Source organism: Rhodococcus sp. ACPA1 (genome assembly GCF_002300195.1).
In the GTDB taxonomy this organism is placed as follows: Bacteria; Actinomycetota; Actinomycetes; order Mycobacteriales; family Mycobacteriaceae; genus Rhodococcus_F; species Rhodococcus_F opacus.
Map to the genome: position 1 here is coordinate 382772 of NZ_NSDX01000011.1, position 23925 is coordinate 406696.

The following is a 23925-nucleotide window of genomic DNA, read 5'->3' on the forward strand; positions in this document are numbered from 1 at the left end:
TGTGACGGCTAGCTCGGTCGAGATCGCGCAGCCTTCACAGGTGAGGGCACAGCTGACCTTCATCGCCGAGTAGCGACTGGTCAAGGTTACAGGAAGGCAACCGTTCCGTACAAACCGGCGTCGATCGCCTTCCCGCACTCCCTCGTCAGTTGTCGGCGTCCACCGGTGGGCCGGCGGGACGTGCCGCCGCCCGGCGACGACGCGGCCTGCGCGGCGCTGCCTGCGAATCCGCGCCGTCGGGCGAGGACGCGGGCGGCCCGCTCACGGCCGAAGCCGACATGGCCGGTTCCGGCTCCGGTGCGTGCTCCGCGCCGGTCTCCGATGTCGGGATCACGAACACGGTCCCGGCGCTCGGGGTTTCGGACACCGGCGCTGCCGCTGCCCTCGACACCCGACGGCTCCTGCGCCGCTGCGGGGCCACCGGCTCCGGTTGGGGCTCGGGCTCGCGCTCCACGACGGGTTCCAGGGTCTCGGCGACCGGAGCCGCTTCGGCCGGCGCAGCTTCGACGACCGGCTCTTCGGCCACGGCTTCCGCGGCGACAGCTTCCTCGACGGCGGCTTCCTCCGCCTCGGGTGCCACGACGGCCTCCGCGGCGACCGCTGCCGGGGCCTCGGCCACGGCTTCTTCGATGCCGGGCAGGTCAGCCGCCGGCGTCTCCGTCTCCACGGCGACCGGCTGCTCGGGCTCGGGAACCGCCGCCGCGGGCTGCTCGGCGGATTCCGCCTCGTGCCCGCTGTGTGCGTGCGCGGCCTCCTCCTCGTGATGGTGGTGTGCCATCGCGAGAGCAACCGGGTGGGCCCGCTTGACGGTGGCGTCCACCGTCGGGGCTTCCTCGTGCACAGGCTGCGAGGTCTCCCCGCCGGACGACTTGTCGCGTCCCCGCTTCTTGCGCGAGCCACCGGAGTCGCCGCCGCGGGACGCCCCCCCGCGCGCACCGTTGTCCTCGGAGGTCTTCACCTCGATCGGCTCGGCGTGGACGATGATGCCCCGGCCGTGGCAGTGCTCGCACGTCGTCGAGAACGCCTCGACCAGCCCGGTGCCCAGCTTCTTCCGCGTCATCTGAACCAGGCCGAGCGACGTGACCTCGGACACCTGGTGGCGGGTGCGATCCCGGCCCAGGGCCTCCGTCAGCCGTCGCAACACGAGGTCGCGGTTCGATTCGAGCACCATGTCGATGAAGTCGACGACGATCATGCCGCCGATGTCGCGCAGGCGCATCTGCCGGACGATCTCCTCGGCCGCCTCGAGGTTGTTCCGGGTGACGGTCTCCTCGAGGTTTCCGCCGGCACCGGTGAACTTGCCGGTGTTGACATCGACCACGGTCATGGCCTCGGTGCGGTCGATCACGAGCGTGCCGCCGGACGGCAACCAGACCTTGCGGTCGAGCGCCTTCGCCAGCTGCTCGTCGATGCGGTGCGCCACGAAGACGTCGACACCGTTGTCCGACGTGTGCTGCTCGAGCCTCGGCATGAGATCGGGGGCCACGGACTTGATGTACGACTCGACCGTCGACCAGGCCTTCTCGCCCTCGATCACGAGTTGGGAGAAGTCCTCGTTGAACAGGTCGCGAATGACCTTCACGAGAAGGTCGGGCTCCTCGTACAGGGCCTGCGGGTTACCGGACTTGCCGGATTCCGCCTTCGCGGCCTGCGCCTCGATCCCGGCCCACTGGTCCTGCAGACGCTTCACGTCGCGAGCAAGTTCCTCCTCGCTCACACCCTCCGACGCGGTTCGGATGATGACTCCGGCGTCCGAGGGCACGATGTCGCGCAGGATGTCCTTGAGGCGCTTGCGCTCCGTGTCGGGCAGTTTGCGGCTGATGCCGGTGGACGTGCCGCCCGGCACGTACACGAGGAAGCGGCCCGCGAGACTGATCTGCGTGGTCAGCCGCGCACCCTTGTGCCCGACCGGGTCCTTGCTGACCTGGACCAGCACCTGGTCGCCCGGCTTGAGAGCCTGCTCGATCTTGCGGGAGTTGCCACCGAGCCCGGCGGCCTCCCAGTTGACCTCACCCGCGTACAGCACGCCGTTGCGGCCGCGGCCGATGTCGATGAACGCGGCTTCCATGCTGGGCAGCACGTTCTGGACGCGTCCGAGGTACACGTTGCCGACCATCGAGGCCGACGCCGACGTGGTCACGAAGTGTTCGACGAGGACACCGTCCTCGAGAACGGCGACCTGGGTCGTCGCGTGCGGTTGCCCGGTGGCGATGCGGTCGCGCACCACCATCACGCGGTCGACTGCCTCGCGGCGGGCCAGGAACTCCGATTCCGTGAGGATCGGCGGACGCCGGCGGCCGGCATCGCGGCCGTCGCGGCGACGCTGACGCTTCGCCTCGAGCCGTGTCGAACCGGTGATGCCCTGGACCTCGTCCTTCGAGCGGCTCTTGTTGCGAGGTTCACGCTCGTGGACGACGGTGTTCGGCGGATCGTCCTCGGACGTGGCCTCTCCCGACCCCTCGCCACCGGACTTGCGACGGCGACGACGGCGACGGCGACGGCTCGACCCGTCGGAGTCACCCTCACCGGCCTCTTCGTCACCGGACTCCGCTTCGGCCTGCTCGGCCTCTGCGGGCTTCTCCTCGGAATCCTTCTTCGGCTTCTCTTCGGGCTCCCGCGCCGGTGTCTCGGCGACCTTCTCCTCGCGCTCCTCGTGCGCGGATTCCTCGGCCTCGGCACCCTCGGTGTCGGTGTCCTGCTCGTTCTGCTGTTCGCCCCGTCCGCGACCACGGCCGCGACGGCCGCGACGACGACGACGCGGCTGATCGCCGTCGACATCGGACTCGTCCGACTCGGTCTCGGCGGTTCCGGTGTCCGTGGCCTTCGCGGGCTCGGGCACCTCCTCGCGCGATTCGGCGACGGGCGGCTGCTCGGTGGTGGGTTCCGGGGTCCCGGCGTCCCGGCGACTGCGCCGGCGACGCGGCGGGGTCTCGACCGCCGCGAGGTCGGGCTGCAGGAAGAGCGGGACTTGAGAGACGGCGGGCGGGGTCTCCGCGGCGGGCTCGGCGGCGGGCGCCTCGACCTGGTAGGACGCGGTGGTGAACAGGTCACGTCCGAGGTCGCGCTCGGAAACCGCGGCCTCCTCCGCGACCGGCTCCTGGGCGGGAGTTTCCTCGGCCGGAGCTTCCTCGGTGGGAGCCGCAGGGGCCGCAACCTGCTCGGCCGCCGATTCCTCGACGACCGCGGCCGAGACCGGTTCCGGCGCGACCTCGACGGCCGGTTCGACGGCCGGGCTCTCCGCGACCGGTCCGGCGGCCGGGGTCTCCGCGACCGGTTCGGCCGCGGCGGGTGCCTCGGTGGGAGCGTTCTGCGCGGCGGTGAAGGCCGCGTGCACACGCTCGGCGACGTCGCGTTGCAGGCTCGACTGCGCGCTGCGCAGTTCGGTTCCGAGGGCCGCAGCCTCGGCGAGAACCTGCTTGCTCGTCACGCCCAGCAACTTCGCGAGGGCGTGAACGCGAATCTTCTCCGGAAGAGCGGGAACCGCGCTCCCGGCGGTGGCCGTGTCGTTCGGCTCTGAATTTGTGGGCGGCGCTTGATCGGCCACGTAGTCTCCTCAGCCCCCGGGCGCGTCCACTCCCGTGTCTGGGAGTGTCACGCGGCCACGCGAGGGCGCATCATGTGTACTCGCGCCCCAGATGTGAGCGCGAGATTGTCTGGTCTCGCTCCACACAGCGCGTGCAGTGTCCGTTTTCACTGCACACCCATGTAGTGCCTTGCGGATGGCCGTCATCCGCGGCGCGAGCGCCTGATCATCCAGCGTGCCGAACGCCCAGGTATTTCCTGTTGACGTAGGGGCAGCGATGAAGGGCATCGAGCCGTGGTGTCATCCGGTCGAAGCCACGTGGTGCACAAATTGCGGTCCGACCACCCTCAGTATCCCACACGTGTGCCGCAGTCCGTGCCAGCGGCGCACGTATCGGTCTGGAACATGTTCCGCACGCGATGGCGCCGCCGGCCCGGAGGGCAGGTCGGTGGGTCGAGGGGTGGGTGGAGAGGTAGGTCAGTTGGCGACGAGGTGCGGGAACCAGAGGGCGATCTCGCGCTCGGCGGACTCGACCGAGTCGGAGCCGTGCACCAGGTTCTCCTGGGCTTCGAGCCCGAAATCACCGCGAATCGTGCCCGGAACGGCCTTCTCGACGGGGTCGGTGCCACCGGCGAGCTGACGGAACGCCGCGATCGCCCGCGGACCTTCGAGCACTGCCGCGACGAGCGGGCCGCCCGTGATGAATTCCAGCAGGCCCGGGTAGAACGGGCGGCCTTCGTGCTCGGCGTAGTGGGCGGCTGCGATGTCGCCGGGAGCGGTGCGCAGGTCGAGCGCGGAGATCGTCAGACCTTTCCGCTCGATACGACCGAGGATTTCTCCTACATATCCGCGGGCAACGGCATCGGGCTTGATCAGTACAAGGGTGCGCTCAGTCACGGCGCACAGCCTAAATGGTCAGCCCCGCTGCCCCGGCAGCAGGCCCCGCTCCATTCGCTGGCGGACATTCCGGCGGAAGTAGAGAAGGTATCCCCACAGGATGGCGAAGACCACTCCGACCGAACCGATCGATACGTGGACGAAGAACCCGAGCAGGAGCCCCACCTGCAACAACAGGTTGTACTTCATCGCCCAGGGGCGGCCCTGCAGGCCCGCCCCGAGGATCATGAGCACCGCCAGCCCCACGAGGTACGTTCCGGACCACCAGGTCAGTCCGCCGCCGACCGTCGCGACGACCGGCAGGGCGAGAAGCACCACGATGGCTTCCAGGATCAGAGATCCCGCGACCACGCCGCGGAATCCCTTCCACGGGTCCTTGGTCGGCGGCCCGAACTCCGGTTCCGAAGCACTCGAGTCTGGCTCGCTCACGCTGGGTCCTTTCCGAAGAGGGTGCGGGCCACACCGGCGGTCACCACGGATCCGGTGACCACGACGCCCGCCCCCGATACTGCTTCACCCGGCTCGGCGACCTCCTCGGCCAGTCCGATGGCCGTTTCCAGCGCGTCCGCGAGTGTGGGCGCCACGACGACGCGTTCGTCGCCGAACTTGGCGACCGCGAGATTGGCGAGATCGTCGACGTCCATGGCCCGCGCGGAACCGTTGTTCGTCACGACGAGCTCGTCGAACACCGGTTCCAGCGCCGACAGGATGCCGTCGACGTCCTTGTCCCCCATCACGCTGACGACGCCGACGAGCTTGCGGAAGTCGAACTCGGCGGTCAGCGCGGCGGCGAGCGCACGAGCCCCGTCCGGGTTGTGCGCGGCGTCGAGGAAGACGGTCGGGGCGCTGCGCACCCGTTCGAGCCGGCCCGGATTGACGACCGAGGCGAACGCCTCCCGGATGGCCTCCTGGTCGAGCTGCCGTTCCGGGCCCGCACCGAAGAACGCCTCCACGGCCGCGAGCGCGAGCGACGCGTTCCGGGCCTGGTGCTCCCCGTGCAAGGGCAGGAAGATGTCGGTGTAGACCCCGCCGAGGCCCTGGAGTTCGAGCTGCTGGCCGCCGACCGCGATCTGCCGGGCGAGCACCGTGAACTCCGAGCCCTCCCGCGCGACCGCGGCATCCACCTCGACGGCCCGGCGGAGCAGCACCTCCATCACTTCCGGCGTCTGCTCGGCGAGGATCGCGACGGCGTCGCGGGGCACGAGCGCGTCCTCGCGGCCCTTCTTGATGATGCCGGCCTTCTCCTCGGCGATCCCGGCCAGGTCGTCGCCGAGATACTCGGCGTGATCGAGGCTGATCGGGGTGATCACCGCGATCTCGCCGTCGATGACATTGGTTGCGTCCCAACGCCCACCGAGACCCACCTCGACGACGGCGACGTCGACGGGTGCCTCCGCGAACGCGGCGTACGCCATCGCGGTGAGCACCTCGAACTTGCTCATCGCCGGGCCGCCTGCCGCCTGCGACTGCTCGTCGATCATCTGCACGTACGGTTCGATCTCCCGGTACGTGTCGACGTACCGGCGGGGCGAGACCGGGCGCCCGTCGATGCTGATGCGCTCGGTGGCGAGCTGCAGGTGCGGGCTGGTGGTGCGGCCGGTGCGCCGGTGCAGCGCCGTGAGCAGCGCATCGATCATCCGCGTCACCGACGTCTTGCCGTTGGTGCCGGTGACGTGGATGGCGGGATAGCCGTGCTGCGGCGAACCGAGCACGTCCATCAGGGCCGCGATCCGGGTGAGGGACGGCTCGATCTTCGTCTCGGGCCACCGCTTGTCGAGTTCCGCCTCGACCAGTGTCAGCTCCGCGAGGTCGACGGGACTGACTTCCTCCGGCGTGAAGTCGGGCGAGGTCACGCGCCTTCCAGCTCCTTCAATCGCTTGGTGATGCGTTCGATTTCTTCCGTCGCGATCTGCTGACGGGTACGGATCTTCTCCTTGACGGCGTCGGGGGCCTTGGCCAGGAACGCCTCGTTGGACAACTTGGCGGTGGTACCGGCGAGTTCCTTCTGCGCGGCCGCGAGGTCCTTCTCCAGCCGGGCCTTCTCGGCGCCCAGGTCGACGTTGCCCGACGTGTCGAGATCGACGGTGACGGTCGCCTTGCTCAGGCGCACCTCCACCGATGCGGACACCGCGAACCCGTCCTCCGGGTCCGTCAGGCGGGCCAGCGATGTGACCGCGGCGAGCTGTGTGTCCAGATCGGCCTCGGCGATGCCGCTGATCCGTGCGGGCACCCGCTGCGAGGGCTTGAGCCCCTGATCGCTACGGAATCGGCGCACCTCGGTCACCAGTCGCTGCATGTCCTCGACGCGCTGCGCCGCAACCGCATCCGCGGCGGCCTCGCTCGATTGCGGCCAGTCCGCCACGACGACGGATTCGTTCTCGGTGAGCGCCTTCCACAGGGTCTCCGTGACGAACGGGATCACCGGGTGGAGCAGGCGCAACAGGGCGTCGAGGACGTTGCCGAGCACGGCCCGCGTGTTCGCCGCGACCGTGTCGTTCTCGGCGAACTGCACCTTGGCCAGCTCGAGGTACCAGTCGCAGACCTCGTCCCACGCGAAGTGGAACAGTGCCTCGCACGCCTTGCTGAACTCGTACCGGTCGAATGCGGCGTCGACCTCCCCGCGCACCTGCTCGAGGCGGTCGAGGATCCACCGGTCGGCGTCGGTCAGCTCGCCGCGTCCGGGCAGTGGCGCCGGCGCGGCCCCGTTCATGAGGGCGAACTTGGTCGCGTTGAACAGTTTGGTCGCGAAGTTCCGCGAGGACTGCGCGTGATCCTCGCCGACGGACAGGTCGCTGCCGGGGTTGGCGCCGCGGGCCAGCGTGAAGCGGAGCGCATCGGCGCCGAAGCGGTCGACCCAGTCGAGCGGGTCGATGCCGTTGCCCCGCGACTTCGACATCTTCTTGCCGAACTGGTCGCGGACGAGGCCGTGCAGGAACACGTCCTCGAACGGCATCTGCGGTCCGGACTTGCCTTCGCTGAACACCCCGTCGCTTCGCTCGCCCCGCCCCGTGATGGCGTCGTCCTCCGACACATACGTGCCGAACATCATCATCCGCGCCACCCAGAAGAACAGGATGTCGTAACCGGTGACGAGAACACTTGTGGGATAGAACTTCTCGAGCTCGGGCGTCTTCTCGGGCCAGCCCATGGTCGAGAACGGCCACAACCCGGAGGAGAACCAGGTGTCGAGGACGTCGGGATCCTGCACCCAGCCCTCGGGCGCGGCCTCGTCCGGCCCGAAGCATGCGACCTCGCCGTCGGGGCCGTACCAGATCGGGATCCGGTGACCCCACCACAACTGACGCGAGATGCACCAGTCGTGCATGTCGTCGACCCAGGCGAACCACCGGGGTTCCTGACTGGCCGGGTGGATCACCGTGTCACCGTTGCGCACCGCGTCACCGGCGGCCTTCGCGAGGGACTCGACCTTCACCCACCACTGCAACGACAGGCGCGGCTCGATGGACTCACCGGTGCGCTCGGAATGTCCGACGCTGTGCAGGTAGGGCCGCTTCTCCGCGACCACGCGCCCCTGCTCGGCGAGCGCCTCACGCACCTTGACGCGTGCCTCGAATCGGTCGAGACCGTCGAATTGCGTTCCTGTGTCGGCGATCCTGCCGGTCTTGTCCATGATGGTCGGCATCGGCAGGTTGTGCCGCAGGCCCATCTCGAAGTCGTTGGGGTCGTGTGCGGGCGTGATCTTGACGGCGCCGGTGCCGAACTCGGGATCGACGTACTCGTCCGCGACGATCGGGATGTCGCGCCCGGTGAAGGGGTGCTGGAGCGTCGTCCCGATCAGGTGCTTGTAGCGTTCGTCGTCGGGGTGGACGGCCACGGCGGTGTCGCCGAGCATCGTCTCGACACGGGTGGTCGCGACCACGACGTGCGGCTCGTCGTCGTTCAGGGAGCCGTACCGCAGCGAGACCAGCTCGCCCTCGACGTCCTCGAACTTCACCTCGATGTCGGAGATCGCCGTCTGCAGCACGGGCGACCAGTTGACGAGACGCTCGGCCCGGTAGATCAGGCCGTCGTCGTACATGCGCTTGAAGATGGTCTGGACGGCGCGGGACAGCCCGTCGTCCATGGTGAACCGGTCGCGGCTCCAGTCGACGCTGTCACCGATGCGGCGCATCTGGCCGCCGATGGTGCCACCGGACTCGCGCTTCCAGTCCCACACCTTGTCGATGAACAGCTCGCGGCCGAAGTCTTCCTTCGTCTTGCCGTCGACGGCGAGCTGCTTCTCGACCACGGTCTGCGTCGCGATGCCCGCGTGGTCCATGCCGGGCAGCCACAGCACCTCGTAGCCCTGCATCCGCTTGCGGCGGCTCAGCGCGTCCATCAACGTGTGGTCGAGCGCGTGACCCATGTGCAGGCTGCCGGTCACGTTGGGCGGCGGCAGGACGATGGAATAGCCCGGCTTGTCGCTGTGCGGGTCCGCGCGGAAGTAACCGGCGTCTACCCAGCCCTGATACAGATCGTCCTCGACGGAACTGGGGTCCCAGCTCTTCGGGAGGGCATCGGCACGGTTCTGGGGATTTTCTGGAGCTGCACTGGTCACCCGTCGAGTCTAATGAACGCACGGACGACCGACGACGGGGCTACCGTCCGCCTCGCTACTGGTCGCTGAACAGCGCGCGGTGCACCTCGGTGGCGGTGCGATGCTCCGGGTCGACGGGGCGCAACGCCTCGCCGGCATCCTCGCCGCCTGCCTGGGATCCTGCGGTGCTGTGCAGCTCGGAGAAGAGCTGCACGTGATGGTCGTTCAAGGGATTCCTCCGGTTCGTCTGCCGCATCCAGTGCGGCAACCACTCGAGAGTGTCGAGTATGCATCGAAGATGCCGCCGATCGGCGGCGACACGGCGACGGGCGCGCCGGCGGTGTTCACACACACGCCGGCTGAAGGCTCGGCCGGCCCGCCGGCGAGGCTCAGCCGGCCCGCTGCGCCACCACACAGGCGAGGTAGAGCGTCATGCCCAGGCCCGGCTCGTCCAGCGGACGACGGAGGACCCGGGCGATCTTGTCGAGTCGGTTGGCGAGGGTATTGCGGTGGACGTGCAGCCGCTTCGCCGCCCGGCTGGAGTTGAACCCGCACTCCCCCCAGGCGATCAGCGTCTCCTGCAGCTGCGGCCAATCGCTGTCGGTGGCCAACGCGCCGAGCACGGTCCGTGACAGTCTGTCACGGGTTTCCGCAGGTATCACCGAGACGGCCTGATGGAGGCGGAACCGGTCGATGTCGTAGACCCGACCGCGTGGGTCGAGAACCGCGCCGAGCCGCAGCGCGTCGTACGCGTCCTGGGACGAGAGATTGAGCTGCTCGACCCCGTGCGCGATCGAGCCGATCCCCACACGGGTGTCCCATCCCCGTTCCCGGACCAGGGACACATACTTCCGGCACCGGTCCGTCAAAGCCGCATCCGCAGCCGGTGTCGGTGCGGTCACCACGGTGGTGACCGCGATGACCTGCCGGGCGAGCGGTGCGACCAGATCGGTCGCGGAGTCGAAGGTGTCCTGCACGGCGCGCAGGACCTCGAGGGACACGGGCCGTCCCTCCACGGCGGCGTCGTCGGTGTGACTGTCGTAGCTGATCAGCACCATGACCCGGGGACGGCGCAGGTCGTACCCCAGACCGGTTGCGCGCCGGGAGATCTGAGCCTCGGTGAACGTGGAGCGATGCCAGTCACAGATGTCGCGGAGCAGTTCTTCCGCTGCCCGCTCGTAGGTCAGCCGGGTACCGATCCGCGAGGCCTCCTGCATCAGGATTTCGGTCTGCCGCTTGACCACCAGCCCGAACTGTTCGACCTGCTCGGGTGAGCCGGACAGCCCGATGGTGCCCACCACGTCACCGTCGATGACGAGCGGAATGGTGACGCCGGGCAGACTGCCGACGAGGTCGCGGACGTCCGCTGCCGAGTGCGCAATCATGCGCCGTGCACGGATCACCTCGATCGATGCCTCGTGGAACTGGCCGATGCGACGTTCGTCCCCGCTGCCGACCACCGTCCCGGCCGCATCCGTGATGAGCACGTTGAACCCGATGACGTCGGTGATCTCGTTCGCGATCTGTTGCGCCAGAGCCTCACTCAGCATCGACTGCCCTTCTGAACGCTTCTGGGAATTGTGCACATCGCACAATTCGGTATCGATTTCAGTGTAGATCAAGGGCAACTTGCCTAGTGACGACGGTCACATGACGTTCCTACGATGAGTTCATCCCAACTAGGAGTTCACATGGCAATCCTCGACTGGATACTTCTCGGTGCCTACTTCCTGCTACTCGTCCTGATCGGCGTCCAGACCATGCGACGCGTCAAGTCGCCGGACGATTTCGCAGTGGCGGGCAACCGGATCATCTGGCCGGTCTTCTTCGGCAGCCTGGCCGCAGCCTTCCTCGGCGGCGGAGCATCGCTCGGCGTCGCCGGCGCCGCCATGCGTGACGGATACGTGTACATGTTCGCCTTCTGCGCGTTCGGCGTTCAGACGGTGCTCGTCGGCTACTTCGTCGCGCCCAGACTCAAGAACTACATCGGCGCCCACACCCTCGGCGACATCATGGAGGCCCACTACGGCCGGCCGGCGAGACTCGTCACCGGCATACTGTCCGTCGTCCTGTGCGCCGGCATCCTCGGCGCCCAGGCCCTGGCCATCGGCACCGTCGTCAACGCCACCCTCGACGTGCCCACCGTGCCCGCGGTGATCATCGGCATGGGAGTGGTAGTGCTCTACTCCTCGTTCGGCGGGGCGTGGGCGGTGATCCAGACCGACCTGCTGCAGTTCGTCTTCCTCGGAGTACTCCTGCCGGTTGCGCTCCTCATCGGGCTCGACGCCGTCGGCGGACCGTCGGCTCTCCTGGACAGTGTTCCCGCCGAGCATCTTTCGTTCATGGGCGACTACTCCCCCGCACAGTTCCTCACTCTCTTCGCGGCACTACTGCTCGGTGAGACGCTCGTCCCGCCGTACGCGCAGCGGACGTTCTCCACCCCCGACTCGCGGCACGCCCGTAAGGGCTACGCACTGGCCGGGTTCTTCTCGTTCTTCTTCTTCTTCACCTCGGCGTCTCTCGGGTTGATCGCGCTCGTCCTGTACCCCGACATCGAAAGCGATCAGGCGCTTCCGACCGTGGTGATGAATCTGATGCCGGTCGGCGTTCTCGGATTGGTGGTGGCCGCGCTGATGGCGGTCGTGATGTCGACGGCCAGTTCCTACCTCAATTCCACCGCCGTCGTCCTGACCAAGGACATCTACCAGCCACTCAGCCCGGCCGAACTGCCACCGTCGAGGCGGCTCACCATCGAGCGGGCCACCAGCGTCGTCGTCGGTGCCGGAGCGACCATCTTCGCCCTCAGCGTTCCGTCCATCGTCGACGCCCTTCTCTACAGCTACACCCTGTGGGCTCCGACGGTCATCGTTCCGTTGTTCGGCGCCGTGCTGTTCGGCGTGCGGTCCGCACCGGCGGCACTGTCGGCGATCACGGCAGGCGCGATCGTCACCGCGGTGTGGCAGTGGGGCCTCGACGCTCCGTTCGGACTGGACGGGCTGGTGCCCGGCGTCGTCGCCAACCTGCTCGTCTTCGTCACGGTCGCGATGGCCACCTCGTCCCGCTATCCGCGCCGGCGGCAGCCTGCCGTCCGCGTCACCGAAGGAGAATTCGCATGATTCCCACCCTCCTCTATTACGGGGTACCCACCGCCGTCATCACCGTCACCCTGTGGGTCGGATTCCTCGGCTGGCGCTTCTACGTCGAGGAAGTGCTGCGCGGCGACCGCGGCGACACCACAGCCGGCGAGCCCGACCATGGGTGACATCGTGGACGTTCCCGGCGTGACCACCGGCACCAGCCCGTACCCGTCGGCGCGCAGGGTCGGCGACCTCGTGTTCGTCTCCGGGCAGGTCTCGTTCGACGACACCGGCAACGTCGTCGGCACCGACGTGGTGGAACAGACCCGTCACTCCCTCACACGACTCGACAGGGTCCTCGCCGCGGCCGGCGCCACCCTGCACGACATCGCCTCGGCCACGGTGTATCTCGCGAACGCCGGCGACGCCCCGCGCTTCAACGAGGAATGGATGCGCTGGTTCGCCGCAGAGCACCGCCCGGCCAGGGCCACCGTGGTCGCAGACCTGCTGGACCCGCAGCTGCTCGTGGAGATACAGGCCATTGCCGTCACGGGCCGGGGTTCGACCGAAGGAAAGGAAGCGGAATGAAGGTGGCAGTACTCGGAGCAGGGGTCGTGGGAGTCGCGACCGCCCATGCGCTCGCCGAACGTGGACACGAGGTTCATGTGTACGACCGGCGCCGCGAGGTCGCGTCCGACACCAGCGCGAGCACCGCCGGACTGATCGCCCCCGGTCACTCCTACGCGTGGGCGTCGCCGTCGGCTCCCGCCATGCTGGTCCGATCGTTGCTCGGCGCGTCGACCTCGATCCGCGTCCGCCCCCGGGCGGACGCCGAACTCGCCCGGTGGGGTGTGCGATTCCTCCGCGAATGCACGGCCTCCCGGGCGCGGTCGAACACTCTCGCGAAGCTCCGCCTGGCCCGGTACAGCCAACAGCTGATGGACGAACTCACCGCCCGCGAGAACCTGGAGTACTGCCAGACACGGAACGGCGTGCTGTACCTGTACCGGGACGAAGCGGAACTCGAGCAAGCGCAGATGAACTCGCACATGCTCCGCGACCACGGACAGCTGCAGGACGTGCTGGGACCCGAGGAGATCGCGGCCGCGGAGCCCGCCCTCCGGCACGGGACGGCCACGTTCGCCGGGGCGATCCACGACCGCACCGACGGCACCGGCGACCCGCACCGATTCTCGGTGGGGCTCGCCGAGGAATGCGGTCGGCTGGGGGTCCGGTTCCACCTGGGCACGTCCGTCGTGGCCCTCGAGACCGACGGTGCGGCCATCACGTCGACCGTGACCGATCAGGGCCACATTCGCGCGGATGCCTTCGTTCTCGCCGCCGGGGCCGCGAGTGCTCTCGTCGCGAGGAGCGTCGGTCTGCGACTGCCCGTCTACCCGGCGAAGGGATACACGCTGACCGCGACCGTCAAGGACCCCGAACGCGCGCCGGTGGTGGGCGGCATCGACGAGAAGACACTCGTCGCCTGGTCGCGGTTCGGTGACGAGCTGAGAATGTCGGCCACCGCGGAATTCGTCGGGTACGACCGCAGTCACTCCCCCGCCGACTACGCGGGCATCGTGGACGCGGGGAACGAACTGTTCCCCGGCGCGGTGGACTGGGACACGGCCAGATACCGGACGGGCCTTCGCCCGATGACGCCCGACGGCCCGCCGATGATCGGCCTGGGACGCCACGACAACCTGTACTTCAACACCGGTCACGGTCACGTCGGCTGGACCATGGCTGTCGGCTCGGCCCGCATCCTCGCGGATCTCGTGGACGAACGGCGACCGGACATCGACCCGAGTCCGTACTCCCCGATTTCGTCGCGCCGGCATCCGAGCGGACGAGGCGCGTAACGAAGTGCACTGACCCGACGACTATCCGAGCGTGCCTCCGGAATCGGCGGCGCACCGACCTCGCTGACCGCAACCCCCGACTGCGGTCAGCGAGGTCGACACGACCGATGCTCTATTCGCCGCGTTCGGCGTCGCGCTTGGCGAACGCCAGTTGCATTTCCCAGCCCTCGATATTGCCTTCGTAGACGGCCGCGCGGCGCTCGGCATTCGGGTACAGGGCGGCGAATCCGGTTTCGACGACGCGGAGGAGCGTGCCGCCGTCCCGCTCCGACAGGAAGAACTCGACCAGGGTGGACGTGCCCTCCACGAGCGGCTGTGCGGGATCGTCTCCCCCACGGAACGAGACGTAGTGCGGTGCGTCGGACTTGACGGGAAGTATCGGGAAGCGCCCGTACGGGGGAAAGTCCACGACGAAGACGTCGCCTTCGCGTGTGGTGGTCGTCTTGCCGGGTTCGCCGTCGCCGATGAACCAGCCGGGTTCACTCACCAGCCGGAACACCCGCTCGATGGGGGCGTCGATCTGGATCGCGCGCTCGATCCTGTCCTGGGATGCGTCCGGAATGCTCATGATCATCCTCACCTCTCGCTGATGTGCTACCTCACGGTTGCACATCGGCGCCCAATTGCGCAACCTTCAGGTTGCACTAGCGGGGGTGGGGGCAGGAAAGACGCGTCCGGGCGCCCGCCCGTCGCCGGAAGGCGATGGGGCGGGCGCCCGGGGAACGTGTCAGCTGAAGTGCGCCAGCAGGGCGTCGCGCTGACGGTCGCCGAGGCCACGGAGGCGGCGCGTCGGAGCGATCTCCAGGTTGGCCATGATCTCCTGGGCCTTCACCTTGCCGATCTTCGGCAGGGCTTCCAGAATGGCGCTGACCTTGGTCTTTCCGATGATGTCGTCGACATCGGCCTTGGAAAGGACCTGCTTGAGGGTGATGTCACCGGACTTGAGCTTGTCCTTGAGCTCTGCGCGTGCCTTACGAGCGGCGGCGGCCTTCTCGAGAGCTGCTGCCCGCTGTTCGTCAGTGAGCTGGGGAAGTGCCACGATGTCTCCTTCATTCGGGGTACGTATCGAACACCGTAGCGAGAGAACCGCTACTTCACCGCATCCATCGGACGTGTCGCGCATCCTGTCCGATTCGACACGCCCCGGCTCACGGGTCCGATTGCGCGAAAAATGCCAGGACGCGGGCTGTGCCCTGTGTCATGCTCGACGTGTTCCGATCGGTTCACACGTCGAGTTCGGGAAGGACGTAGCGATGCGCGCACTGCCCGCAGCCCACGCAGCCCGGTTGCAGCCGTCACGCACGGGCGCCTCCTCCTACCCCGCCGGCCGGCAAGGCGAACGCGGGATCATGCCCGCCCCGAAGACCAACCGCCCCACCCGACACGCCTGACTCGACCGCAGTCGCCCGGCGTGCCCCCACCGCCGCGAACCGACGACAGAACCGAGATCTCCCGTGAGGCACTTCTCCCGTAATCCGCCCCTCAGCACCCTCGACGCCCGCAGTTGGTCGCGCGCGGATGTGCTCGTCCTCAATGTCACGTACGAGGCCCTCTGCGAGATCCCCGCGGAGCGCGCCGTCGTGCTGATCAGCGTCGGTGCGGCCGAGACGGTCGCAGATCGAGAGCCTCCGTTCCCGATTCGCTCGCAACACGTCGAGATCAGCCTGCCGCAGACCATTCGACTGCTGCGCTACGTCTACGTCCCGCATTCCGTGCTGGTGACCGACAGCAGCCGCGCGACGTTCGCGGGCGTGTTCCGCCGCGACCGCAATCGTTGCGGCTACTGCGCCGAGCCGGTCGCGACGACCATCGACCACGTGCTGCCGAGGAGTCGCGGCGGCCCGAACACGTGGGCCAACCTCGTGGCCTGCTGCGTCCCCTGCAACCAGCGGAAGGCCGACCGCACACCGGAGGAGGCGGGAATGCCGCTCCTCTGGGAGCCGAAGGCGCCCCGGCACATCGAAAAGGCGCAGCGGCAGATCTGGAGGGATCTCGCGGCGGTCTAGCCGCGAGATCCCCGCACCCGCCGCCACCCGACCGACCTTCTCCCGGGAAGGGGAGATTTCCCGATGACCGACGTCCTGGACACGACCCTGTCCACCCTGCTGCCTGCCTCCGACGACCCCGCGGGCTGGGTCGACGCCGCGTGCCGCGCCGACCCCGAGCCGGACCGGTGGTTCCCGTTCCCGACGGAGGATTTCGCGTACGCGCGCGACGTCTGTCATCACTGCCCACTGCGGATGCGCTGTGAGCTGTTCGCCAGGGCCACCGGTCAGACCGGCGTGTGGGGTGGCAAGGAATTCGATCGGGGTCGCGAGAAGCGGACGTGAATCCGCCTCGGCGCTGCTCCGGTCCGCCAGCTACCGGCCCAGGATCTCGGGCAGCGCGACGTCCTCGCCCCGCACGTGCTCGGAGAGGAACGACAGCACCACCTGGTACCAGACCTTCGCGTTCTGCGGGGTGAGGATCCAGTGGTTCTCGTCCGGGAAGTAGAGGAAGCGGTGTTCGGTGCGACCGTCGTCGTCCGCGGGCAACCCCGACTCGGACAGCAGCTCGAACCACAGCCGCAACCCGTCGCCGATCGGTACGCGAAAGTCCTTGTCGCCGTGAATGACCAGCATCGGAGTGACGATGTCCGCGACGTACAGGTGGGGTGAATTCTCCACCGCCATCTCGGGCGTCATCTCCCGCTGCCAGTACCAGGCGGCGTCGGTGGTGGGGCCGAACTGGTCCAGCGCCCAGAGGCTGGCGTGGGTGACGATCGCCTTGAACCGGTCGGTGTGTCCGGCGATCCAGTTGGCCATGTAACCGCCGAACGATCCGCCCATCGCCGCGGTGCGCTTCTCGTCGATCTCCGGCAGCGCCACCGCGGCGTCGGTGAGTGCCATGAGATCGGTGAACGGGGCCTTGCCCCACTTACCCCAGCCCCGCTCGAGGAACTCCCGCCCGTAGCCGGTGGACAACGCCGGATCCGGGAGCAGCACGGCGTATCCCCGCGCGACCAGGAGCCACGGGTTCCATCGCCACGACCAGGTGTTCCACGAACCCAGGGGGCCGCCGTGCACCCACAGCGCGAGAGGCACCGGCGCGTGGGCGGAGGCGCCGGTCGGCACCGCGAGCCACGCGCGCAGTGCCGCGCCGTCGGCGGCGACCGTCTCGACCTCGGTCAGCGTGCCCGGCAGTTCGGGGAGGCCGGCGGGCGCCTTCAGCAGCGACACGGCACCGGTGGTGATGTCGATGCGCACCGGGTGCGGCGGCGCCGCGTACGACGCGCGCAGCGCGAACACCGTCGACCCGTCGGGGGCCACCTGCAGGTCGGTGTACGCGCAGTCGTCGGTCGTCACCCGAGTGGGGTCCGCGCCGTCACGGAGCAGGAAGATCGGTGCGCGCCCACGGTCGTCTGCGGTGACGAGGAGCCCCGAACCGTCGGACAGCCAGACCACGGACGTGGCCCACCGATCCCACCCCGGCGCCACCTCGGTGACGGTGCCGCTGTCGAAGCTGTAGCGGTGCAGCGTGAATCGAGGCGCGGAGTCGGGTGTCGCATGCGATTCCCGCGTGAATACGACGTGCCGTCCGTCCGGGGAGATCACCGGGTCCGACAGATCGGCGTCGGCGTCGTCGACGAGGACCGTGCGCGCCCCCGTCTCGGTGTCGACGCGCACCAGGATGTTCCGGATCGACGCGAGCGGACCGGGAACCGTCCACGACGTCACGACGAAGGCGCCGTCGTCGCTCAGCGCGTAGTTGGCCTCGCGCAGCGCCGGACCCGGCATCGGGGTGAGGTCGGTCAGCTCCGGCTCCTGCCCGTTCTCCGCGAGCGCGTCCAGTGGGGCGGACAGGAGGTGGGGCACGTCGGGACCGAGATCGTGGTCCCAATAGCGGATCGGGTAGCCCGTGTGCAGGATCGCCGAGACCTTCTTCTCCTTGCGCTCGGTGCGCACCCGCTCGTCGTCGGCGGACTCGCCGGATCGCCCCAGAACCCCGGTGGTCACGACGAAACGCGGCGCGCACCGCGCGGCGCGAACCCCTGTGATGCCGCCGCCTCGGCGCGCGACGACCACCGCCTCGCCGCCCCGCGCGGGCAGTCGCCACAGGTCGTCGGGAAGGTCGTCCTCGTCCTGCGTCGGACGGGAGGACGTGAAGAGGAGATCGCCGTCGCTGGTGAACGTCGGGTTGGACTCCCCGCTGCGGCCACGGGTGAGCCGGCGCGCCGCGAACTCGCCGGTGGGATCGATCTCCCACAGCGCGGTGACGTACTTCGTCGCCTTCTCGCCGAGCGTCGACTGCGCGACGACGAGCCTTCGCCCGTCCGCGGACAGCGCGAGGCTTCCGACGCGGCCGAGCGCGAGGTAGTCGTCGAGGTCGTCGAAAGGAGTTCCGGCGTGGAGTTCAGGAATCGCGGTCACGAGTCGTTGGTATCACGAACCGGGGTCACACCGTCGGACATCCGCGCCTCAGGCGAGCAGGGGCGCGACCCGCGGCGGGATCTCGTTCAACGCGTACGGCAGGCTCAATACGGTGCTCCACGCCATCGCCTCGGCGGCGGCGTCCTCGAGCGTGATCGTGCGTCCGGCCTTCACCACGTCGAGTTCCTGATAGATCGGCGTCTTGTCGAGTTCCGCGCGCAGCTTGTCGCCGTAGCCACCGCCCGCGTACCAGACGAGGAGGTCGACGTTTGCAAGCGACAACTGCTCCGTGCTGATCTCGGCGAAGTTGCCGGTGATCTGCTCCGTCACAGGAGGGTTCACGAAGCCGAGTTCGGTGAAGAAGCGAACCTTCGGGTCCTCCGGGCCGTACACACCGAACTGCCCCGGACCCTTGAGCGCGCCGACGAGGACGGTCTTTCCCGCGAACGCCGGGTTGGCGGCCCGGACGTCGTCGAACTGCGTCTCGACGGAGGACACCAGCTCGGCCGCCTTGTCCTTCTTGCCGAGCGCATCGCCGAGAATCCTCGTCTGGTCCTGCCACGGAACGCCGTAGTCGGCGAAGTCCGCGGGCTGCGCCACCGTCGGCGCGATGGCGCTCAGCTTGTCGTACTGCGCCTGGGTGAGGCCGGAGTAGGTGCCGACCACCAGGTCCGGGGCGACGGCCGCGACCTTCTCGAAGTCGATGTTGGTGGACGCCGTGCCCACGATCTCGGGCTGCGCGTCGCCGAGGAGGTTCTGCGCCCACGGCCACACGCCGTAGGGGTAGTCGCCGTACCAGTCGAACGTGCCGGCCAGCGTCCCGCCGAGCGCGAGGACCGTGTCCTGGTCGTTGTAGCCCACGCTGACGATGCGCTGCGGGTCGGTCGGCACCTGGGTCTCGCCGTACTTGTGGGCGACGACGGGGCCCGACGGCTCGCTGCCGCTGCCGTTGCCGTCCGAGCTGCTGCAGGCCGCGGCGAACGCGAGCAGCGCTCCCCCGGTGCCCACGAGGAATCCGCGTCGGCTCAGGCCGATCCTCTGTTGACCCACGTTCATGCGGCGACCCTCTCGTCTACCAGGTACTACGATCCACTTAGGTAAGGCTTGCCGAGCTTAGCCTAAGGGGTCGCCCGGACGGGTTCCCGCCACATCGCCCATACCGTCGGTCCGCCATCCGGGATCCGGATCTCGCCGGTGACGTCGAAGCCGAATCGCTGGTAGTAGGAGATGTTGTCTTCCTTGCTCGACTCCAGATACGCCGGGAGCCCGTCGGCGTCACAACGGTCCAGCCGCGACCGCAACAGCGCCTTCCCGTAGCCGCCGCCCCGTCCCGCGCTCGACGTTCCGATCGTCGCCAGATACCAGTGCACGGGATCGACCGGGTGTACGTCTTCGACGGTTCCGCTCACCGCGGCCCCGACGCCCAGCCGGGAGCCGAACGCGCGGACCAGCCCCGGCAGGCTGAGGAGCGACGACAACGTGGACTGCTTCCAGCCACCGGGCGGATCCCACATGGCGGCCCCACGGACCACGCCGTCGCCGTCCTCTGCCAATTCGGCTCCGCCCCCGGCGAGATGGTGATGGCGGATCTCCACCGCGAACAGTCTCGGCAGGCCGCGCCGCCGGCGGTCGGGATCCGGCCACATCCACACCATCACGGGGTCGTCGAAGAACGCGTCGGCCAGGACGCGCGACAGTTCGGGGATGTCGGATCCGGTCGCAGCTCGCACGCTCACACCCATGTCCAGAGGGTACGGGCTCACCGCGGCGGCGCGCCGGAACGACTGGCCGTCGCGCCGGGTTCGGGGCCACTATGGACTCATGACCCGCCCCTCGTCCGCATGCAGTCCGCTCGAATCCGGCGCCAGGTGATGGGGCGCGTCACCGCGCGGCGCCCGGTCGTCCGCATCACCGAGCACGGAACGACACGCAGACCGGATTCGCTGGCCGTCGAAGAACCCCTCGAGATCCGGGTCGGCGGCCGTTCGCTGTCGGTAACGATGCGTACGCCGGGCGACGACATCGATCTGGTGCACGGGTTCCTGCTGACCGAGGGCGTCATCGAGAGCCGCGACGACGTGTCCGTCGTCCGCTACTGCGACGGCGTCGACGAGAGCGGAGCCAACACGTACAACGTGCTCGATGTGGTTCTGGCCGAGGGCGTCCCGGCGCCGGGTGGACCGGAACGCCGATTCGTCACCTCGTCGGCCTGCGGGGTGTGCGGCAAGGCGTCGCTGGACCAGGTCCGCACGCGGTCACGATTTCCGTTGTCCGGCAACGACTTGTCGGTGACGGCGGCCACGTTGTCGTCGATGCCGGCCACCCTGCGGTCGGGTCAGCGCATCTTCGAGTCGACGGGCGGACTGCACGCCGCGGGCCTGTTCACACCCGACGGCGCTCTCGTCGCGTTGCGGGAGGACGTCGGCAGGCACAACGCCGTCGACAAGGTGCTGGGGTGGGCGCTCACACAGGATCGGGTGCCGCTGTCGGGCAGCGTTCTGCTCGTCAGCGGGCGCGCGTCCTTCGAATTGGTGCAGAAGTCCGTGATGGCGGGGGTACCGATGCTCGGCGCGGTGTCGGCGCCGTCCTCGCTGGCCGTCGACCTGGCACTGGAATCCGGCACGACGCTCGTTGGCTTCCTCCGCGGGGAGTCGATGAACGTCTATGCCGGAGCCCAGCGCGTGAAGACCGGGGCCTGAGCGGGCCGTTCTAGACGGTGGCGTCGACGAGGAGCTTCGCGCCGGTGGCCGCCTGGACGTCCTCGACGCTGTGGCCGGGAGCGGTCTCGACGAGCCGCAGACCGTCGGGGGTGACGTCGATGACGGCGAGATCGGTGACGATCTTCTGCACGCAGCGCTTGCCGGTGTACGGCAGCGTGCACTCCTCGAGGATCTTGTGCTCACCCTTCTTGGTGACGTGATCCATCATCACGATGACCTTGCCCGCGCCGTGGACGAGATCCATCGCGCCGCCCATGCCCTTGACCATCGCGCCCGGGACCATCCAGTTGGACAGGTCGCCGTGGCTGCTGACCTGCATGGCGCCGAGAACGGCCACGTCGACGCTGCCGCCGCGGATCATCGAGAAGGAATCGGAGGAAGAGAAGAACGCGCCGCCGGGGACCACGGTGATGGTCTCCTTGCCCGCGTTGATCAGCTCGGGATCGACCTCGTCGTCGGTCGGGTACGGCCCGACCCCGAGGATGCCGTTCTCCGAGTGCAGGATGACGTCCTTGCCGGCCGGGATGTGACCGGGGATCAGGGTCGGCATGCCGATGCCGAGGTTGACGTACTGTCCGTCCTCGAGCTCGGCTGCGACCCGGGCCGCCATTTCGTCACGCGTCCAGCTCATGCCCGCACCGTCCTGTTCTCGATTCCCGTTTCCTGCTTGCCGACCTCGACCACACGCTGGACGAAGATGCCGGGGGTGTGCACCTCGGCGGGGTCGATCTCGCCGGGCTCGACGAGGTACTCGACCTGCGCGATGGTGATGCGACCGGCGCCGGCGGCGTCCGGGTTGAAGTTGCGGGCCGTCTCCCGGTACACGAGGTTGCCGAGGCGGTCGCCCTTCCACGCGTGGACCAGCGCGAAGTCGGTTCGGATGGCGCGTTCGAGGACGAAGGCCTCCCCGTCGAACTCGCGGGTCTCCTTGGGCTTGCTCGCCACCGCGATGCCGCCCTGGCCGTCGTAGCGGATCGGCAGACCGCCGTCGGCGACCTGCGTCCCGACACCGGCGGGGGTGTAGAACGCGGGGATGCCCGCTCCCCCGGCGCGCATGCGCTCGGCCAGCGTGCCCTGCGGAGTGAGCTCGACCTCGAGCTCTCCGCTGAGGTACTGCCGCGCGAATTCCTTGTTGGCGCCGACGTACGAGCTGATCGTGCGCCGGATCCGGTGCTGCTCGAGGAGCAGACCCAGACCGAAACCGTCGGTGCCGCAGTTGTTGCTGACCGTCTCGAGGTCGGTCGCACCCTGTGCGAGGAGGGCGTCGATGAGGACCGAGGGGATACCGACGAGGCCGAAGCCGCCCACCGCGAGGGACGCTCCGTCGGGGACATCGGCAACGGCCTCGGCCGCCGTTGCGAAGACTTTGTTGACCATGTGACCCAGGCTACCGCAAAATGTTCGAGTAGTGAACACGCATCCACATTGCGAACAAGTTGCGCCCCGCCTGTTGGCCCCATCACAGAACGCGACTACTATGTGCGAATAGCGGCCGACTGTTCACATCGAGAACGTGAGGATCTTTTTCCATGCTGCATCTGCCAGCCCACCACCACGCCGGGCACGAAGCGAATGCCCCGCTGCTGTTCCCCGAGTACAAGACGACTCGGCTGCGCAGCCCCAAGAACGACCTGATCCTGGTCCCGCAGCGACTCGGCGAGATCACCGGTCCGGTCTTCGGCGACGCCGACATCGCCAAGGGTGAGAACGACATGACCCACGCCAACGGCGGCGAGGCCCAGGGACAGCGCATCATCGTCCACGGCCGCGTCCTCGACAGTGCGGGCAAACCCATCCCCGACACCCTCATCGAGGTGTGGCAGGCCAACGCCGGAGGCCGCTACCGCCACAAGATGGACTCCTGGCCGGCCCCGCTCGACCCCCACTTCAACGGTGTCGCCCGCTGCCTGACCGACAAGCAGGGCCACTACGAGTTCACGACCATCAAGCCCGGCGCCTACCCGTGGGGCAACCACCACAACGCGTGGCGGCCCGCGCACATCCACTTCTCCCTGTTCGGTCAGGCGTTCACCCAGCGGTTGGTCACGCAGATGTACTTCCCGGACGATCCGTTCTTCTTCCAGGACCCGATCTACAACTCCGTGCCCGAAGCCGCCCGCGAGCGGATGATCAGCACGTTCGACTACGACCACACCCACGACAACTGGGCCGTCGGATTCAAGTTCGACATCGTCCTGCGCGGTCAGGACGCCACCCCGTTCGAGGACACGCCGTTCAACAAGACCGAGGGCCACTGATGATCGACACCCAGAACCCCGACGCCCCCCGCTACCCGGTCTTCGCCAAGAGCCAGGACGAGGTGCCGTTCGGCGTCACCCCGTCCCAGACCGTCGGCCCGTATGTCCACATCGGCCTGTACCCCACCTGGGAGAACAGCGGTAACACCGTCCCCGAGGACGCGCCGGGCCGAATCACCGTGTCCTTCAATGTCATCGACGGCGCCGGTCAGCCCATCGGCGACGCGATGATCGAAACCTGGCAGGCGGATGCAGCCGGCCGGTTCGACAGCCCGACCGATCCCCGCGGTGCCGCCGAGGCGACCCCCGCCGGATTCCGCAGCCTGGCACGCGTGTTCGCCGACGAGAGCGGCACGATCGTGGTGCACACCGTGAAGCCGGGCGCACTACCCGCCGAGGACGGTGCCGTCGAGGCCCCGCACATCAACGTCGGACTGTTCGCCCGCGGCATGCTCGAGCGGCTGTACACGCGGCTCTACTTCCCCGAGGACACGGACGCGCACGCATCGGACCCCGTGCTCTCCGCCGTCCCGGAAGCAGATCGCCCCAAGCTGATCGCGGAGAAGACGGATCGCGGATACCACCTGACGATCCACGTGCAGAACACAGAAGGACGGGAAACCCCGTTCTTCGCGCTGTAAT

General features: G+C 68.5%; 24 protein-coding genes. 10 read left to right on the forward strand and 14 right to left on the reverse strand.

The window, feature by feature from the left end; translation table 11 throughout:
• Positions 1-145: 145 nt before the first annotated feature.
• The 7 genes from CJ177_RS38220 to CJ177_RS38250 all read right to left on the reverse strand — a co-directional run bounded on the left by CJ177_RS38220 (position 146) and on the right by CJ177_RS38250 (position 10507).
• On the reverse strand, positions 146-3544 hold the full coding sequence (locus CJ177_RS38220) for a translation initiation factor IF-2 N-terminal domain-containing protein (protein ID WP_095870190.1): 3399 nt from the start codon (positions 3542-3544) through the stop codon (positions 146-148).
• A gap of 456 nt (positions 3545-4000) precedes the next feature.
• Positions 4001-4420 (reverse strand): nucleoside-diphosphate kinase, encoded by a 420-nt coding sequence (gene ndk, locus CJ177_RS38225; RefSeq protein WP_061045309.1) that lies wholly within the window; start codon positions 4418-4420, stop codon positions 4001-4003.
• Positions 4421-4438: 18 nt separating this feature from the next.
• Positions 4439-4849 (reverse strand): DUF4233 domain-containing protein, encoded by a 411-nt coding sequence (locus tag CJ177_RS38230; RefSeq protein ID WP_005248087.1) that lies wholly within the window; start codon positions 4847-4849, stop codon positions 4439-4441.
• The gene (locus CJ177_RS38235) at positions 4846-6273 is read right to left on the reverse strand and encodes a folylpolyglutamate synthase/dihydrofolate synthase family protein (protein WP_095870191.1); all 1428 of its coding nucleotides are present in this window, start codon (positions 6271-6273) and stop codon (positions 4846-4848) included. Before CJ177_RS38235 ends, CJ177_RS38230 begins: the two co-directional genes overlap by 4 nt.
• Positions 6270-8978, reverse strand: a complete 2709-nt coding sequence (locus CJ177_RS38240; RefSeq protein WP_095870192.1) for a valine--tRNA ligase — start codon at positions 8976-8978, stop codon at positions 6270-6272. Before CJ177_RS38240 ends, CJ177_RS38235 begins: the two co-directional genes overlap by 4 nt.
• 55 nt (positions 8979-9033) lie before the next feature.
• Positions 9034-9186: a hypothetical protein gene (locus CJ177_RS48780; RefSeq protein ID WP_009474026.1), complete on the reverse strand. Its 153-nt coding sequence runs from the start codon at positions 9184-9186 to the stop codon at positions 9034-9036.
• A gap of 160 nt (positions 9187-9346) precedes the next feature.
• Positions 9347-10507: a sugar diacid recognition domain-containing protein gene (locus CJ177_RS38250; protein ID WP_257014890.1), complete on the reverse strand. Its 1161-nt coding sequence runs from the start codon at positions 10505-10507 to the stop codon at positions 9347-9349.
• A gap of 141 nt (positions 10508-10648) precedes the next feature.
• Between CJ177_RS38250 and CJ177_RS38255 the strand changes: the two genes are divergently transcribed.
• From CJ177_RS38255 to CJ177_RS38265, 4 genes are read left to right on the forward strand one after another with little or no spacing between them, the layout of a single operon-like run.
• The gene (locus CJ177_RS38255) at positions 10649-12073 is read left to right on the forward strand and encodes a sodium:solute symporter (protein WP_095870194.1); all 1425 of its coding nucleotides are present in this window, start codon (positions 10649-10651) and stop codon (positions 12071-12073) included.
• A complete protein-coding gene (locus CJ177_RS47720; RefSeq protein WP_179443388.1) occupies positions 12070-12219 on the forward strand; it encodes a hypothetical protein in 150 nt (49 codons plus the stop codon). The genes CJ177_RS38255 and CJ177_RS47720 overlap by 4 nt, the downstream gene beginning before the upstream one ends.
• Positions 12212-12622 (forward strand): RidA family protein, encoded by a 411-nt coding sequence (locus CJ177_RS38260; RefSeq protein ID WP_005248097.1) that lies wholly within the window; start codon positions 12212-12214, stop codon positions 12620-12622. The genes CJ177_RS47720 and CJ177_RS38260 overlap by 8 nt, the downstream gene beginning before the upstream one ends.
• Positions 12619-13896, forward strand: coding sequence for a D-amino acid dehydrogenase (locus CJ177_RS38265; RefSeq protein WP_061045315.1), 1278 nt, complete (start codon positions 12619-12621; stop codon positions 13894-13896). The genes CJ177_RS38260 and CJ177_RS38265 overlap by 4 nt, the downstream gene beginning before the upstream one ends.
• 112 nt (positions 13897-14008) lie before the next feature.
• On the opposite strand, the gene CJ177_RS38270 is transcribed toward CJ177_RS38265, so the two are convergent.
• Positions 14009-14470 (reverse strand): SRPBCC family protein, encoded by a 462-nt coding sequence (locus CJ177_RS38270; protein WP_061045316.1) that lies wholly within the window; start codon positions 14468-14470, stop codon positions 14009-14011.
• A 153-nt stretch (positions 14471-14623) separates the two neighbouring features.
• The gene (mihF, locus tag CJ177_RS38275) at positions 14624-14935 is read right to left on the reverse strand and encodes an integration host factor, actinobacterial type (protein WP_005248100.1); all 312 of its coding nucleotides are present in this window, start codon (positions 14933-14935) and stop codon (positions 14624-14626) included.
• A gap of 214 nt (positions 14936-15149) precedes the next feature.
• On the opposite strand from mihF, the gene CJ177_RS47725 reads away from it, so the two are divergent.
• The 3 genes from CJ177_RS47725 to CJ177_RS38285 all read left to right on the forward strand — a co-directional run bounded on the left by CJ177_RS47725 (position 15150) and on the right by CJ177_RS38285 (position 16226).
• The gene (locus CJ177_RS47725; protein WP_179443389.1) at positions 15150-15287 is read left to right on the forward strand and encodes a hypothetical protein; all 138 of its coding nucleotides are present in this window, start codon (positions 15150-15152) and stop codon (positions 15285-15287) included.
• A gap of 63 nt (positions 15288-15350) precedes the next feature.
• On the forward strand, positions 15351-15902 hold the full coding sequence (locus CJ177_RS38280) for an HNH endonuclease (RefSeq protein ID WP_005248102.1): 552 nt from the start codon (positions 15351-15353) through the stop codon (positions 15900-15902).
• Positions 15903-15965: 63 nt separating this feature from the next.
• The gene (locus tag CJ177_RS38285; RefSeq protein ID WP_005248103.1) at positions 15966-16226 is read left to right on the forward strand and encodes a WhiB family transcriptional regulator; all 261 of its coding nucleotides are present in this window, start codon (positions 15966-15968) and stop codon (positions 16224-16226) included.
• A gap of 30 nt (positions 16227-16256) precedes the next feature.
• Here the strand turns inward: CJ177_RS38285 and CJ177_RS38290 are convergent, their stop codons facing one another.
• The 3 genes from CJ177_RS38290 to CJ177_RS38300 all read right to left on the reverse strand — a co-directional run bounded on the left by CJ177_RS38290 (position 16257) and on the right by CJ177_RS38300 (position 20047).
• Positions 16257-18305: a S9 family peptidase gene (locus CJ177_RS38290; RefSeq protein WP_005248104.1), complete on the reverse strand. Its 2049-nt coding sequence runs from the start codon at positions 18303-18305 to the stop codon at positions 16257-16259.
• A gap of 48 nt (positions 18306-18353) precedes the next feature.
• Complete coding sequence (locus CJ177_RS38295) at positions 18354-19361, reverse strand: iron-siderophore ABC transporter substrate-binding protein (RefSeq protein WP_095870195.1); 1008 nt, start codon at positions 19359-19361, stop codon at positions 18354-18356.
• Positions 19362-19423: 62 nt separating this feature from the next.
• Positions 19424-20047 carry a GNAT family N-acetyltransferase gene (locus tag CJ177_RS38300; protein ID WP_095870196.1) on the reverse strand — a complete coding sequence of 208 codons (624 nt, stop codon included), beginning with the start codon at positions 20045-20047 and terminating at the stop codon, positions 19424-19426.
• A gap of 129 nt (positions 20048-20176) precedes the next feature.
• On the opposite strand from CJ177_RS38300, the gene fdhD reads away from it, so the two are divergent.
• Complete coding sequence (fdhD, locus tag CJ177_RS38305; RefSeq protein ID WP_025432947.1) at positions 20177-21004, forward strand: formate dehydrogenase accessory sulfurtransferase FdhD; 828 nt, start codon at positions 20177-20179, stop codon at positions 21002-21004.
• Positions 21005-21014: 10 nt separating this feature from the next.
• Here the strand turns inward: fdhD and CJ177_RS38310 are convergent, their stop codons facing one another.
• Both CJ177_RS38310 and CJ177_RS38315 read right to left on the reverse strand, forming a co-directional pair.
• Positions 21015-21656: a 3-oxoacid CoA-transferase subunit B gene (locus tag CJ177_RS38310; protein WP_005570063.1), complete on the reverse strand. Its 642-nt coding sequence runs from the start codon at positions 21654-21656 to the stop codon at positions 21015-21017.
• A complete protein-coding gene (locus CJ177_RS38315) occupies positions 21653-22402 on the reverse strand; it encodes a CoA transferase subunit A (RefSeq protein WP_005248111.1) in 750 nt (249 codons plus the stop codon). Before CJ177_RS38315 ends, CJ177_RS38310 begins: the two co-directional genes overlap by 4 nt.
• 152 nt (positions 22403-22554) lie before the next feature.
• Between CJ177_RS38315 and pcaH the strand changes: the two genes are divergently transcribed.
• Both pcaH and pcaG read left to right on the forward strand, forming a co-directional pair.
• Complete coding sequence (gene pcaH, locus CJ177_RS38320; protein ID WP_025432948.1) at positions 22555-23283, forward strand: protocatechuate 3,4-dioxygenase subunit beta; 729 nt, start codon at positions 22555-22557, stop codon at positions 23281-23283.
• Positions 23283-23924: a protocatechuate 3,4-dioxygenase subunit alpha gene (pcaG, locus tag CJ177_RS38325; RefSeq protein ID WP_005248114.1), complete on the forward strand. Its 642-nt coding sequence runs from the start codon at positions 23283-23285 to the stop codon at positions 23922-23924. Before pcaH ends, pcaG begins: the two co-directional genes overlap by 1 nt.
• The last annotated feature ends 1 nt before the right edge of the window (position 23925 follow it).

Bases quoted from the DNA above. Each gene is read 5' to 3' on its own strand.
- CJ177_RS38250 (WP_257014890.1), bottom strand. From the start codon at position 10,507: ATGCTGAGTGAGGCTCTGGCGCAACAGATCGCGAACGAGATCACCGAC.
- CJ177_RS38255 (WP_095870194.1), top strand. From the start codon at position 10,649: ATGGCAATCCTCGACTGGATACTTCTCGGTGCCTACTTCCTGCTACTC.
- CJ177_RS47720 (WP_179443388.1), top strand. From the start codon at position 12,070: ATGATTCCCACCCTCCTCTATTACGGGGTACCCACCGCCGTCATCACC.
- CJ177_RS38260 (WP_005248097.1), top strand. From the start codon at position 12,212: ATGGGTGACATCGTGGACGTTCCCGGCGTGACCACCGGCACCAGCCCG.
- CJ177_RS38265 (WP_061045315.1), top strand. From the start codon at position 12,619: ATGAAGGTGGCAGTACTCGGAGCAGGGGTCGTGGGAGTCGCGACCGCC.
- CJ177_RS38270 (WP_061045316.1), bottom strand. From the start codon at position 14,470: ATGATCATGAGCATTCCGGACGCATCCCAGGACAGGATCGAGCGCGCG.
- CJ177_RS47725 (WP_179443389.1), top strand. From the start codon at position 15,150: ATGCGCGCACTGCCCGCAGCCCACGCAGCCCGGTTGCAGCCGTCACGC.
- CJ177_RS38285 (WP_005248103.1), top strand. From the start codon at position 15,966: ATGACCGACGTCCTGGACACGACCCTGTCCACCCTGCTGCCTGCCTCC.
- CJ177_RS38295 (WP_095870195.1), bottom strand. From the start codon at position 19,361: ATGAACGTGGGTCAACAGAGGATCGGCCTGAGCCGACGCGGATTCCTC.
- CJ177_RS38300 (WP_095870196.1), bottom strand. From the start codon at position 20,047: ATGGGTGTGAGCGTGCGAGCTGCGACCGGATCCGACATCCCCGAACTG.
- fdhD (WP_025432947.1), top strand. From the start codon at position 20,177: ATGGGGCGCGTCACCGCGCGGCGCCCGGTCGTCCGCATCACCGAGCAC.
- CJ177_RS38310 (WP_005570063.1), bottom strand. From the start codon at position 21,656: ATGAGCTGGACGCGTGACGAAATGGCGGCCCGGGTCGCAGCCGAGCTC.
- CJ177_RS38315 (WP_005248111.1), bottom strand. From the start codon at position 22,402: ATGGTCAACAAAGTCTTCGCAACGGCGGCCGAGGCCGTTGCCGATGTC.
- pcaH (WP_025432948.1), top strand. From the start codon at position 22,555: ATGCTGCATCTGCCAGCCCACCACCACGCCGGGCACGAAGCGAATGCC.
- pcaG (WP_005248114.1), top strand. From the start codon at position 23,283: ATGATCGACACCCAGAACCCCGACGCCCCCCGCTACCCGGTCTTCGCC.